Consider the following 14590-nt stretch of genomic DNA (forward strand, 5'->3'; position numbering starts at 1 on the left):
AGTTGCTAAATGCACCTTAATAAAAAAATTCTGCTTATTTGAGTGCCTGAAAACCTTAATATTACCGCTATTTTAAACATTTGAATTTAACAAAGCGATTACAAACTTCCCTGAGTGCGATCGCACGAGAACGCGATCCTTACATGGCAACAGCTGGACATTTTTTCGTCCAAGAATACATCCGCCAGGAATTTTCCCAATGGGGGAGTGTGGAAATCCACACCTTTGAAGTCAGGGGTAAAGCTTGTAAGAACTTGATATTAAATTTACCCTCCCAAGCTAGAGGGCAAAAAAAGGATTTGCCACCGATTTTAATTGGCGCTCATTATGATGGCGTTCCGGGAACACCTGCGGCTGATGATAATGCCACAGGTGTGGCAGTTTTGCTGGAATTGGCGAGAAAGTTTGCTGCCCAAGCTATAAGATATCCATTAAGGCTGGTTGCTTTCGATATGGAAGAATACGGCTTACTAGGTAGTGCTGATTATGCAGCCCTGTTGCACCAACAAAAGCAACAGCTACGTTTAATGATCTCCCTAGAAATGCTGGGCTATAAGGATTCTACGCCTGGTTCTCAAAGTTATCCCCCTCCTCTGGAACGCTTCTATCCAGATACAGGTGATTTTATTGCTTTAATTGGCAATTTGCGGACATTGCCTGACTTAATTGGGATGAGCCGTAATATTCGCAAAGCTGGCGTAGCCAGTCAATGGCTACCTGTGCCGAATCGAGGTTTAATAGTTCCCCAAACCAGACTTAGCGATCATGCCCCTTTCTGGGATTTAGGCTATCCAGCAATGATGGTGACAGATACGGCATTTTTGCGAAATCCCCATTATCACAAACCCAGTGATGCGATCGCTACTTTAGATTTAGATTTTCTTAGTGGTGTCTGTGAAGGGTTAGAAATTGCGATTCGGCGGTTATGAAAAATATTAGACATATCCAGAAATTAAATATGCGTTATCCAGAACCCTTGTAGAGACGTAGCAGTGCTACGTCTCTACATTATTTTTGCCCAGATTCCCAATTCCCAATTCCCCATTCCCAATGCAGTTGTTACCAATTACCACTTTGTGACTATGAGGATTGTACGAATTGACACGAAACAATGAGGCTAATGAATGCCAAGATCAAAAAAAGAATGCCCCAAGGATATTAAAAGTACTATGCCAGAATTACACCAATCAATTGCCCAGCATTATCACGAACGGACTAAATACAACCCTGAGACTCTTGCCTCCAAAAGTCAGCAGTTAGACTGGACTAAACAGCCAGTGCCTTTCAAAGAGTACAAAATTGGCTCTAATATTGATCTCAAACCCTATATCCAAGAAAAATCAGAGGGATTTGCCAACAATCCAGATGCTCAATGGTGGCAAAGACTTTCACGGTTGCTGTTTCGCAGCTATGGATTGACAGCGAGAATGCCTTCTATGGGTAGTGCGGTATATTTACGCGCTGCTCCCAGTGCCGGCGGATTGTACCCTGCTGAGGTGTATGTGGTTTCCCGTGGCACGTCGTTATTGCCACCTGGTTTGTATAACTACCAGTGTCGGACTCATTCGCTGATGCATTATTGGGAAAGTGATGTTTGGCAAACTCTTCAAGCAGCTTGTTTCTGGCATCCTTCTTTAGAAAACACCCAATTAGCAATTATTGTTACTGCGGTATTTTATCGTTCTGCCTGGCGCTATGAAGATCGGGCTTATCGCCGGATTTTTCTAGACACGGGACATCTATTAGGTAATATCGAATTGGCTGGTGCGATTACTGACTTTCGCCCTCATTTAATCGGCGGCTTTGTGGATGAATCGGTAAACGATCTGCTTTATATCGATCCGCAACAAGAAGGTGCGATCGCTGTCTTACCTCTGGCAGACTTGTTAGATGTTAATCAGAATTTGCCATTGGGATGTACTGCTTTACCTTCCGCCACCGAAACCAATTATCCCCAAATCCCCGATGGTGAATTGCTGACATATTTCCATCGACACACCCAGATCCAATCAGGTATAACTGGCAATCTCAATCTACCAGTTATCAAACAAGAAAAATCTTTAGAGGATAAATATAACTTTCCTTTCTGTTTGAAAATCCCCACCACCACTACACCTATAGACTGGGGACAAAAGCTGTCAGAACTGGAAAATACAATGTATAAGCGACGCTCTACCCGCGCTTATAATGGTGATGATTTAACTTTCGATCAATTGAAAAGTCTACTAGATTTCACTTACCAACCGCAAAATTACATCGACCAAAGTTTAGATATTTCTCCAGACTACTTTGATTTGAATTTAATAGAAACATTTATTGCTGTTTGCGGAGTTAAAGGACTGGAGGCAGGTTGTTACTATTACGCGCCCAAAGCCCAAGAATTACGCCAAATTCGGTTTAAAAATTTCCGGCGAGAGTTACATTTTCTCTGCTTGGGGCAAGAATTAGGGCGGGATGCAGCAGCAGTATTATTCCATACAGCCGATCTGAAAGCTGCGATCGCTCAATATGGCGATCGCGTTTACCGTTATTTACATCTGGATGCGGGTCATTTGGGACAGCGCCTGAATTTAGCCGCAATGCACCTAAATGTAGGCGTTAGCGGTATCGGTGGATTCTTTGATGACCAAGTAAATGAAGTTTTGGGTATTCCCTCTGATGAAGCTGCTCTATATATCACTACATTGGGACATCCAAGATAAAACGTAGATGTACACAAGCTTACCGCAGGCTACCGCAAATTACTGAAGCACATCTAAATTAGATATAACAAGGGTCTTAAGCCCAAGTCTTACCAAAACTGACTGATTTTGTGCAGTTTCACAAAAAATTGGGATAAACTCATCTATCAATTATGTTGCAAAAAGTGCCCATAATTTGATAAAAATACTGATGGGGAATATGAACTTTTTTGAAACTCATACTAATTCTAGGTGAGGCTACGCTTTATTTACATAGGGGTAATTCATAAATTGCCCCTACAGCCTGTAGTTTTGCATTGCATCACTTTTATAGGCGCATTTTCATATCACCTTTAAGCAACCTCAAGTGCCTATTCAGATGGAATAAATTATTCCAAGAAAACATAAATATTTTAACAATGTTGTGGAGTAAAAACTTTGATTAAGGGATTTTCAATAAGTAAGTACATTATCCAATTTTGTGGAGTGTGTAATATGAACGCCTGTAATCGATGGCGCTCATGTTACACAATCCAGAATAAATAGTTAGTTTTTTTGTTTAGAACTTTTTAATCAAATTATTTTTTAATGTTGAACATGGATTTAGCTAATTTAATATCCCATTACTCACATTAGGAAAAACACGATTTTAATTTGCAAGTATTAGAAACATTTAATTAATATTTAGAGGATGTATTAAAACTCATCTTGTTTCTATCAAAAAAAAGGGAACTACTGCGGTCTTCTCCCATAGGGAGATACTAAAAGCATTAGAGAGCCTGCGAGCGTCTGGGGTCTCCTCAAGTAGAGCAAGTGACGTGGCTCAAGAAATATCTGGATTTCAGATTTTTAATGCGTAATTTCTGTTAATTTCATTTTGAGATTGAAGCCAATTAAATCTGGTATTTTACAAAATTTTTTCACACAACCACTAATGCTATTTCCTGAAAATGAAAGCCAACAGCTAGAAGTGCTCCTTTTCTCTAAAAATCCTAACCCAATGTGGATATATAACCAGAATAATCTGCAATTTTTGGATGTCAATGAAGCTGCTGTTATCCACTATGGCTACTCACGAGAAGAATTTTTGCAAATGCGAATAACTGACATTTTTCCTCCAGAAAATGTACCTGTCTTCAGAGAATATTTAGGAAAAAAGCACACTAACTTGCACTTTTCTGGACAATGGCTACATCGTCGAAAAGACGGACAGATTCTTGATGTTGAAGTTGTCACGCATACAATAAACTATGCCAATTATAATGCTCGGTTAGTTAATATCCGAGACATTACAGAACACAAACAAATAGAAAGAAAACTTCAAGAACAAAATGAATTTTTGCGGAGGATTTTTGAGAGTATACCATTGATGATTGCACTTATTGATACCAATGGTAAACTTCAGTGGGTAAACCAAGAATGGGAAAGTGTTTTAGGCTGGAAATTTAAAGACTTCCAAACTGATGATGTTTTAGAAGCATTATATCCTAATGCTGAATATCGACAGGATGTGATTAATTTTATGCAGTCTGCACAACACAATTGGGCTGACTTCAGAACTCAGCTTCGAGATGGTGATTTACTAGATACATCTTGGACAAACGTTAAACTTTCAAATGGTCAAATTATCACTATTGGTCAAGATATAACGGAGCGCAAGCGAACTGAACTAGCTCTAAAAGGTCAAGCCGAACGGGAGCAATTGATGCGAACTGTTGCTCAACGAATTCGCCAATCTTTGAATCTCCAAGATATTTTGAATGCAACAGTTCAAGAAGTGCGAGATTTACTTGGCGTTGATCGAGTAGTAGTTTATCAGTTTGACTCAGAAATGATCGGCACAATCATGGCGGAGTCAGTAGAACCTGGATGGAGAGTTTCTTTGGGGGTAGAGATTTATGATACGTGTTTTCAAACAGGCAAAGGAGCGGAATATTACCAAGTAAACAAACGAGCGATCGCTAATATTTATGAAGCTGGACTAACTGATTGTCATATTCGCTTATTAGAACAATTTGAAGTCAAAGCAAATTTAGTTGTACCCATTTTACTAGAAGTAAGTTCTCAAAACCCTGGCTCTCACCTTTGGGGTTTATTAATTGCTCACCAATGCTCTGGTTTTCGTGAGTGGGAAAAAAATCAATTAGATTTGCTCGATCAAGTGACAGTCCAATTAGCGATCGCAATTCAACAATCCAGCATCTTTGAGCAAGCTCAAACTGAACTTGTTCAAAGACAAAAAGCTCAAGTCAAATTAAAAAATGCCTTAGCTGAAAAAGAAGTTCTGTTAAAGGAAGTTCATCATCGAGTTAAAAATAATTTGCAAATTGTCTCTAGTTTATTACAACTTCAGTCTCAAACACTCAAAGATCCTGAAGCCATCAAAGTTCTTCGAGAAAGTCAAAACCGAATTGAGTCAATATCTTTAATTCATAAAAATTTGTACACTTCTGCTAATATTGGGCAGATTGATGTTGCCGATTATATAAGTAATTTAGCAGCAAGCCTGCTAATTTCCTATCAAATATGGCCTGATAGAATTACTCTAGAAACTGATATAGATTCAGTGAATTTGAATGTCGATCAAGCTATTGCCTGTGGATTGGTTATTAACGAATTAATCTCCAATGCTCTCAAGCACGCTTTTCCGAATCAACAAGTAGGTACAATCAGTATTGCTCTACGCAATATCAATAATAGTATCGAGATGACTATCCAAGATAATGGAATTGGTTTACCAGCTAATTTAGATTGGACAAATACTGATTCTTTGGGTCTGTCATTAGTATATGACTTGGTTACAGAACAGCTAGAAGGCAACATCACCCTAGAACGTAATCATGGAACAGGATTCAAAATCAAATTTAAGCAGTTAACTTTGCATCAGTAAATATCAAATGGGTCAAGCTAGGATTTTAGTTGTTGAAGATGAAGTGATTGTGGCTAGGGCTATTGCTAGCCAACTTAGTCAACTAGGTTATGTTGTTACGGGAACAGCTTCGTCTGGAAAAGTTGCCATTGCTAAGGCATTGGAAACTCAACCAGAGTTAGTCTTAATGGATATTATTCTTAAAGGTGAAATGGACGGTATTGCTACTGCCAGCCATATTCGCGAGCAGTTAGACGTTCCTGTAATATTTTTAACTGCTTATGGTGATAATAATACTTTAGAAAGAGCGAAAATTACCCAACCTTTTGGATACATTGTTAAACCATTTACTACAAAAGATTTAAAGATAGCAATTGAAATCGGTCTTTTAAAACACCAGTTAGAGCGTGAACTACGGCAAAATCGAGATCAGTTGGCAACCCTTTTAAACTCAATAAGCGATGCTGTAATTGCTACAAATGAGCAGGGAAATGTGACATTTATGAATCCCGCAGCTGAGGCACTCACTGGCTGGCAGCAAAAAGATGCTTTAGGAAATGAGGCAGCAAATATTTTTCATATTGTCGATGAAGCCACAGATACTATATTAGAAAACCCAGTGACAAAAGTGCTGCGGGAGCAGCAAGTTGTTTATTTAGAGGAATTCACATCTCTGATTAGAAGAGACGGAAAAAGAGTTCCAATTGGTGATAGTGCTTCACCACTGAAGGGAGGGGCAGATAAAATAAATGGTGTAGTAGTTGTTTTCTGGGATCTTAGCGATCGCCGCCAAACAAAAGTGCTAGAGAAAGCATTAGAAAAGGAGCAAGAACTTAACCGTCTCAAGTCCTTATTTATCTCTACCGTATCTCATGAGTTCCGTAATCCTCTGACTGTTATTCAAACGGCAGTAGAGCTTATAGAGATGAAAGGAGCAAATTTGACAGATGTAAAAAGAGGAATTTATTTAAAGCGAATTCAAGGTGCTGTGCAGTCTATGGAAAAACTCATGGAAGAAGTGCTGTTTGTGGGTCGAGCGGAGGCAAAAAAACTTGTATATAACCCTGCTCCACTTAACTTAGAGCAATTCTGTCTAGAGTTAATCAAAGATTTTTCTATTGTTGAAAGTAGCGTGTGTGAAGTTGTTTTTACTTGTCATAGCGATCGCACTGACGCTGTAATGGATGAAGGACTATTAAATTATATGTTCGGGAATCTCCTCTCAAACGCGATTAAATATTCTCCAAGAGGTGGCAAGATTGAGTTTAATTTAATATGTGATCCAATTGAGAAGGTAGCAATTTTTTATATTCAAGATCAAGGTATGGGCATTCCAGAAGCAGATCAAGCTAGACTTTTTGAATCATTTTACCGAGGCTCAAATGTCCAATCAATTAAGGGTACTGGGTTAGGTTTAGTAATCGTTAAAAGGTGCGTTGATGCTCACAGGGGTCAAATTAGTGTTACAAGTCAAATTGGAGTAGGTACTACATTTACAGTAATTTTGCCCTTAAATTCCGATAGCTCAAGCGAAAGCTAGAGGTAGTTTTATTTTGAGAATCAAATTGATTATGAAATAGCCTTTTAACCTGCTTTTTTCAAGTACTACAAATTACACTCCTGCTCAAAAAAATTTGTTAACGATGAAATGGCGATCGCTTATTTTTCGCTAAAATTTCTCTGAAAAAATAGAAACATCAGTGTTTTTGCGAAGAATATTTCCAGATGCTAGTATTGTTAATCGGGTTTATGTACGGGTATTTAATATGCTTCCCATAGAGACTGTTCTCAAAGATTCAGAGCAAGTCACTCGGTTGTTTTCTCATCTTGAATTTGATGGAAAAAAGCATAATCATCAACCGGGTAGTGTATTGGGAAGTACTGCATTGATTGCGGGAACCACTGTTGGGGCTGGAATTCTCGCCCTACCAGCCGTTACTCTGCCGTCTGGTATTATACCATCCACATCTGGACTGATTGCTGTTTGGCTCTACGCTTTAGTTTCAGGGTTATTGGTTGCAGAAGTTACCTTAAACACGATGCGAACAGAAGGGCGTGTAAGCATAGGTTTTTTGGGAGTTGTTGAGAAAATCCTTGGTAAGCTGGGAGCGAAAATGGCTGGCGGTGCATATTTATTTATGCATTATGCTCTCTTGGTGGCATACATTACCCAAGGTGGAGAGATTTTAGGATATGCGGCAGCAAAAATCTGGAGTGTGCAGATATTACCAACGTGGATGGGCACAACGACTTTCACGCTGTTATTTGGTGGCATTATGTATCTTGGGCGAGAAAAGTTTATTGAGAAATTAAACAGTGCCTTTGTCGGAATTGTCATCGTGTCTTTTTTGGGATTATTGTTTTTCGCAGGAAGGAACATTCAGAGTGCCCAACTCTTATTTCAGAACTGGAGTGCCCTTGGTAGTGCTATTTCAGTGATGTCTGTGGCGCTATTTTTCCAAAACGTTGTGCCGTTAGTTGTGACGCAACTCGAAGGGGATGCCGGCAAAATTCGTCAGTCTATCTTAATTGGTTCTGTGATTCCTCTAATTATGTTCTTGGCGTGGAATGCCGTAATTTTAGGAAGCGTCAGTGCTGATATGCAATATGACACATCTGATGGTAGAACTGTTTTTGACCCACTGCAAATTCTCCGAGCAGGCGGTGCGGGAGAATGGTTAGGAGTTCTAGTATCTATTTTTTCAGAGTTTGCGATCGTCACATCATTCATTGGATTTGTGTACGGATTGCTGGATTTGTTCGAAGATATTTTTCTTGGACAGAGCAAGCTTTCTAGCCGTTTCCCCCTCTATTCACTGGTTCTTTTCCCGCCGATGACTCTCGGAACGCTCAATCCCAGCATCTTTTTTACTGCTCTAGATTACACTGGAACGTTCAGTATCTCAGTTCTGGGTGGAATTATTCCGGCGTTAATGAGTTGGAAGCAACGTCAAGAACAAGAAAACTCAGATAGCACAAATCAACCACTCGTTCCTGGTGGAAAGTTGACACTCATTGTAATGATTGCAGTGGCATTAACCATGATGGGAAGACAAATTCTAGTAATTTACACAGAGTAAAACCATAGTAGAATCCAAGGTACTATTAACCGCAACTTAGAAAACTTTATCAGTAGCACAGCGATCGCACTAGCAACCAACCAAATCGCATCTTCAGTTTTAACCTATCGCGTTTTGTGAAGCATTGTTACTGGAATACTAACCAGTATAATAACCTGAATATTCTTTACAAAAATTCGCCGCTAATCACTCTTGGCTTTGCGTCCTTTGCGGTTCGATATCCTAAACCATGTCCAATCAACCCACAATCCAAAGTATATACACCGATGGCGCTTGCACCGGGAACCCTGGCCCTGGTGGTTGGGGAGTTGTCGTCTACTTTAGCGATGGCTCAATCCACGAAATGGGCGATGCATCGCCTCATACCACCAATAATAAAATGGAAATGCAAGCTGCGATCGCAGCCCTCCAATTTCTGCAAACATCTCAACAAACCCAAGCAATCACCCTCCATACCGATAGCGAATACCTGATTAACTGCGTAACCAAGTGGGTGAAAGGCTGGAAAAAGAAAGGCTGGAAAAAATCAGATGGTAAACCCGTCCAAAACCAAGAGCTTTTAGAAATTCTTGATGAACTCAATACCCAACAGGTAAAATGGCAACACGTCAGGGGACATTCTGGTAACATAGGTAACGAACGTTGTGATGCGATCGCTCGCACTTATGCTAGTGGCAAAATCCCTTCGCTACAACAATTTACTTCTACAAATTTTTATAAATCTTTACCTTCCACAAATGAACTAAATGTAGCAAAAGTAGCTGATTATGAAAAAAAGTCTCGAATAATTAACCAAAGTCACCAAGAAATCAGTACTTCTGCACTAGAAATAACCGTTATGGAACCATCAACTGGGCCTACTGCGGCCACTATCGATGAAAAACCGGCAGAAATCAGGGTTTCGCAACTCCGCAGCTTGGTCGAAACTCTGCGTATCGCTGACGAAATTTCAGAAAAAGGCTATTTAATCACCAGTTCTGAGTTAGCAGACTTGATGGATGTCCACGCCAGCGCTGTTACCAGTCGGGGAGATCAATGGCGCTGGCGAAACTGGATAGTGTCACGGGTACGCCGTGAAGGAAATCAAATTCTTTGGGAACTGGAACGCGGGGATCAAGTAGGAGGTGAAGAGGAGTAGGAAATGGGCAGGGGGAAGGGAGCAGGGGAGGCAGGGGGAGCAGGGGAGGCAGGGGGAGCAGAGGAGAATATTTAATAATCAATGCCAATTCCCCATTCCCAATGCCCCATTCCCAATTCCCCATTCCCCACTATATATACTTGCGTCCTCGCCACTCGCGTGGCTTGTGGAACGCAGATAAGAAGATTCGCAGCACCGCGAGGGGATCGGCTAAAGGGGAAAGCCAGAATAACCAGCCGCCTTTAGCACTTTTGCGATCGTAGGAAGGTGCGATCGCAATTAGCATCGCAAAGCGAATCACTACCAAGAATAAATTCAGTCCCAGTAGAAGAAGTAGGGGAGTGGGTACAGACGCGATTAATTGCGTCTGTAGCGAGTACGAGAGTGATGGAGAAATCAATAAAAAACTGAGGACAATTAAAAGGGGTAGACCTTGAACAGATGTGAGTAGCCATAAATCTCCCCACAACTGAGAACGAGAAGTTGCATCTTTAAGGTCGAGACTCCGCCCCCATTCTTTCCACGTCTCCATCGCCCCTTCATACATTCGTACTTTCAGCACCTTTGCGCCATCTAAAAAGCCCACTTTATACCCAAGAGTTGCAATATTTCGTGCCAAGGTGACATCATCACAAAAAGAACTACTGGCGCTGCTGTAACCACCCACAGCAGCTAAAACGGAGCGACGACACAAAAAACACTGCCCATTTGCCATCACCCGTTCAGGCTGCTCTGCATTGATGCCAGCAGGGTCAAATCGGTAAAGTAAAGTCATCAACAAAGCTGGTTGTAGCCAGCATTCCCCTGGATATTTGAGGATAAACTGGGGCGAAAGGGAAACTAAGTCATAGCCTTGTGCTTCGGCCGTCTTCACTAAACCCGCAACCAAACCAGGATGTGGTTGAATATCAGCGTCCAGCCCCAAAAACCACTGACTACCCTCAGAGCTATATAGAAAACCGTTATGCAACGCCCAAGGCCGCCCCACCCAACCAGAGGGTAAAGGATCATCTGTCATCACGCGAAAGCGCGGATCTTTTTGCTGTGTGGCTTTTACTAAGTCGGGTGTACCATCACTGGAGTTGCTATCTACAACAAGAATTTCCCGAACTTCGTAGCTTTGCTGACTTAAACCAGCTAACAGAGGGCTAATGCGAAGCGCTTCGTTCAGTGTGGGAACTACGACACTAACCTTACCTAAAAGCTCTGGCGTTGGCTGTTGCGGTTTTATTGGTGGCAGTCTTCTTGGCCCCTTTAGCAAACGCGAAAACAGAATCGCCGTTGCTGGTACTTGAATAAGTAGCAATAAAAAGGATATGGCACTTTCTACTATTAAAGCGTTGTCTACTGTTGTCAAAATACTTATCAATTAAAAGTGCGACTATACAAAATAAATGGGAATTGGGAATTGGGAATTGGGAATTGCTAATCCCTGTTACTCTATTCCCCATTCTCCATTCCCCACTCCACAATTTCTAGGCTATTTTAAGGCAACTTCAACCTTTGCTACTGATACTTCTTTGCTTACTGGTTCAACAGCAACTTGAGCGGGTGTGGTTGAACTCCTTAACCACAGAGCCACGGCGGGAGCCACACCAAGCAATAAACCGAGCAATACAGGGATGGAGAACCCAGCAGCCAAACTTAGTCCGGCGGCGAAGGCAAAGTTGGTCAAATAAACGACTAAGGGTAGATTGAGTTGCGATCGCTCTAATTTAATCGATGTGTTTCTCCACAACAAGCCTGCCACACTCATAAACAGGGCGCTAGTGCCAAACCAACCTGCATAGTTCTGGTAAGGTGTGCCAAAGAAAGCTCCTGGTTGTTCCCAATACCAAAAAGGCAGAGAAGTTTGACTCATAGCTGGCTCAAGGGCAAAATCCCAGCAAGTGAAGAGTAAAGCACCAACAGCTATAGCCGCAATATGGCGACCCCAACTGGGTTTTTGAGCCACTTTCAAACCAGTTCTCGCAATTAAATAAGACGACAGTCCAACATAGAACCAAGACAAAGGAATTGTGAAAGGAACTAGCCCTGCAATCTTATAACCCAAGCCACTTAAGTAGCTATAATCTCCAAATGGAAAACCTGTGCTGGTTCCCAGTAGTTCACTTCCCAAAGAGATAAGCATAGCCGGCAGCATAAATGCTAGCCAAGTTCCCAATCCCAGCGTCCGGTAGGCATAAATAGAGACAGCTATTGTCCCCAAAATGATATCAACTACACCGCCACCAGCCATACTTAACTGTACGGCAGTTTCTCCAACCTGCGATAAGTTGAAAATTATGTCGGCATTAGGTATGACCAGTAGCATCCCTACCAGTCCGAAGGCTTTTGACACGATATGACCAATCAGGCATACGCGCTCAACGATAACAAGTTGTCTCATGATAATTCCTTAACAAGATGTGACACGCGGCTACTCGGCTGCTAACAGTTTACAAATGTTTAACAACATATTTAAATACTTTGTGCCGCAATTCTCTACAAACTTGTTTGGCTTTCTTGGGAAGAGCATAACAGCCGATTGATTGAAGCTATAAGAAATATGATGATAAACCTACTAGTTTAAGCTATATATTCAAAATCTACATAATTCCATCTGCAAAAAATTCTGGTTTCTTGTCCTACTGATACCCGTATGATAAAAAATTCCTTCCATGCAGGGATCTCATTGAGTGAAGAAAACTATTATAAATTAACTAAGCTCTAAAGTGAAGAATGATACATTGATGCCAGAAAATTAGGCCAGGGAATACAAAGTATACCGTAATCTAGAAGTTGTCGATGAATAACTTCTAACTTAATGGCTAACAGACGGCGATTTTTAAAAGGGGTAGCAGCACTTTCTAGCTTATCTTTAGCTGGTTGTGGCTGGAGACTGGCTGAAGTCCGTGCTAATTCTAATACGAATGGTCAACGTGACCAACTTTATGTATTCACCTGGACACAATATACTGACAACCAATTACTGAGAACTTTTAGCACTCAAACTGGTATGAAAGTGCTGGCGGATGTGTATGATTCCAATGATGTCATGCTGGCCAAGTTGCAAGCTGGAGGCGGTGGCATTTACAGCATCATCAATCCATCTGATTACATGGTGCAGAAGATGGTAAACAAAGGTTTGTTAACAGAGATAAATCACGATCGCTTAATCGGTTTAGAGAATTTATTCCCCCGATTTCAGAATCCAAGCTATGACCCCAATAACCGATATAGCATCCCTTTTAACTGGGGGACAACAGGTTTGCTTTACAATTCCGAAAAAATCAAAGATGCACCACAAGACTGGGATTACCTTTGGCAGAACCAAGAAGAACTTAATCAACGGATGACCTTGCTTAATGATGTTCGAGAAGTTATGGGTGCGACCTTACGGATGCTAGGTTATTCTTACAACTCCAAAAACGAACAAGAAATCAAACAAGCTTATGAAAAGTTGAAGGTGCTAAAACCTGCGATCGCACGTTTTGACACTGACGCTTGGCAAAATCAAATTCTGGCAGGAGATTTACTCCTAGCAATGTGCTATTCAGCAGATGCAGTAAAAATTGCTCAAGAAAACCCTAAACTCAAATATGTGATTCCTCGCAGTGGTTCTTCACTATGGACAGACACTATTGTTATTCCGAAAACAGCCCCTAATTTAGCTGGAGCTTATGCTTGGATCAACATGATTTTGCAACCAGAATTAGCAGCCCAAATCAGTCAACGCTTGAGTATTTCTACGCCTAATAGGGCTGGATTTGAGCAATTGCCAAAAACAATCCAAGACAATGCTAATTTATTTCCCGCAGAATCACTTTTAGCAAACTGTGAACGTGTTACTCCTGTAGGAGACTTTGAAGAGGTTTACGATCGCTATTGGACTCAATTAACTAGCAGTTAAAATAGTTAGGAGTTAGATTTATAAGTAATGAATATTGAAAAAAATGGAATTTCCCAAATAGAAAAATTGCCTCGCCTGCGAGGAAATTGGCTGCAACCTTTGATATTACTTGCACCATCGGGGATTTGGTTATTACTTTTGTTGGTGCTGCCAGCTTTGATAATTTTCGAGTTAAGTTTAGTTGCAGACATTCGTCCGGGAGATTTGGTTAATCCCAACGGATTCCAAAACTACATCCGAATATTCGACCCCCTTTACTTGCAAGTAATTGTGCGATCGCTATTTTTTGCGTTGGGCACTACAATAATTTGTTTAATTTTAGGCTTCCCCGTTGCCTATTGGATTGCTCAAATAGCGCCGCTACGTTGGCGTAATTTGCTGCTATTAGGCTTTGTTTTGCCTTTGTGGACTTCCTCATTACTTCGCTCTTATGCTTGGATAACAATTCTTCGTCCTACTGGTTTGTTGAACAGTTTTCTCAGCACTTTAGGCTTGCCTACTTTGCAATTACTTAACCAGAGTCAAGCTGTATTTATTGGTATGAGTTACAGCTTGTTACCCTATATGGTTTTGATTTTATATGCTTCTCTCGAAAAGCTAGACAAGCGGTTGTTAGAAGCGGCGGCTGATTTAGGTGCAAATCCGATGGAAACTTTTTTCCAGGTAACGGTACCGCAAATTCTGCCTGGAATTACGGCTGCTTCAATGCTTGTATTCATTACAGGCTTGGGAGATTTTGTCGATCCAGAATTACTTGGTGGTGCTTCTAGTATGACGGCAGCAAGGTTAGTTTATAACCAGTTTCTGGGAGCCACGCAAAATTGGGGATTTGGTTCCGCTTTAAGTATGACGTTAATTTTGCTTGTTAGTATTGCGATCGCACTTTTAATTAAGTTTGGCGAACCTGCACCCAAACGCTAAACTTTTGGT

General features: G+C 41.0%; 10 protein-coding genes. 8 read left to right on the forward strand and 2 right to left on the reverse strand.

The genetic code is table 11. The features are described from left to right. Positions 1-80 precede the first annotated feature (80 nt). The 6 genes from ACFFRD_RS11430 to rnhA all read left to right on the forward strand — a co-directional run bounded on the left by ACFFRD_RS11430 (position 81) and on the right by rnhA (position 9768). Positions 81-929 carry a M28 family peptidase gene (locus tag ACFFRD_RS11430; RefSeq protein WP_340093241.1) on the forward strand — a complete coding sequence of 283 codons (849 nt, stop codon included), beginning with the start codon at positions 81-83 and terminating at the stop codon, positions 927-929. Positions 930-1169: 240 nt separating this feature from the next. Continuing rightward, entirely contained in the window at positions 1170-2702 is a 1533-nt protein-coding gene (locus ACFFRD_RS11435) for a SagB/ThcOx family dehydrogenase (protein ID WP_114083822.1), read from the forward strand. Between the two features lie 913 nt (positions 2703-3615). Further along, a complete protein-coding gene (locus tag ACFFRD_RS11440) occupies positions 3616-5571 on the forward strand; it encodes a PAS domain S-box protein (RefSeq protein WP_392481544.1) in 1956 nt (651 codons plus the stop codon). Between the two features lie 7 nt (positions 5572-5578). Continuing rightward, entirely contained in the window at positions 5579-7090 is a 1512-nt protein-coding gene (locus ACFFRD_RS11445) for an ATP-binding protein (RefSeq protein ID WP_392481545.1), read from the forward strand. Positions 7091-7316: 226 nt separating this feature from the next. Further along, positions 7317-8630: an amino acid permease gene (locus ACFFRD_RS11450; RefSeq protein ID WP_392483051.1), complete on the forward strand. Its 1314-nt coding sequence runs from the start codon at positions 7317-7319 to the stop codon at positions 8628-8630. Positions 8631-8859: 229 nt separating this feature from the next. Then, the gene (gene rnhA / locus ACFFRD_RS11455; RefSeq protein ID WP_392481547.1) at positions 8860-9768 is read left to right on the forward strand and encodes a ribonuclease HI; all 909 of its coding nucleotides are present in this window, start codon (positions 8860-8862) and stop codon (positions 9766-9768) included. Between the two features lie 130 nt (positions 9769-9898). On the opposite strand, the gene cruG is transcribed toward rnhA, so the two are convergent. Further along, positions 9899-11125, reverse strand: coding sequence for a 2'-O-glycosyltransferase CruG (cruG, locus tag ACFFRD_RS11460; RefSeq protein WP_392481549.1), 1227 nt, complete (start codon positions 11123-11125; stop codon positions 9899-9901). Positions 11126-11248: 123 nt separating this feature from the next. Next, the gene (gene cruF / locus ACFFRD_RS11465) at positions 11249-12157 is read right to left on the reverse strand and encodes a gamma-carotene 1'-hydroxylase CruF (protein WP_163934978.1); all 909 of its coding nucleotides are present in this window, start codon (positions 12155-12157) and stop codon (positions 11249-11251) included. 417 nt (positions 12158-12574) lie between these two features. Here cruF and ACFFRD_RS11470 point away from each other — a divergent pair, with 417 nt between their 5' ends. Both ACFFRD_RS11470 and ACFFRD_RS11475 read left to right on the forward strand, forming a co-directional pair. Further along, positions 12575-13660, forward strand: coding sequence for a PotD/PotF family extracellular solute-binding protein (locus tag ACFFRD_RS11470; RefSeq protein ID WP_114084065.1), 1086 nt, complete (start codon positions 12575-12577; stop codon positions 13658-13660). A gap of 27 nt (positions 13661-13687) precedes the next feature. Continuing rightward, a complete protein-coding gene (locus tag ACFFRD_RS11475; protein ID WP_392481550.1) occupies positions 13688-14581 on the forward strand; it encodes an ABC transporter permease in 894 nt (297 codons plus the stop codon). The last annotated feature ends 9 nt before the right edge of the window (positions 14582-14590 follow it).

This window comes from Nostoc sp. C110 (genome assembly GCF_043099725.1).
GTDB lineage: Bacteria > Cyanobacteriota > Cyanobacteriia > Cyanobacteriales > Nostocaceae > Nostoc > Nostoc muscorum_A.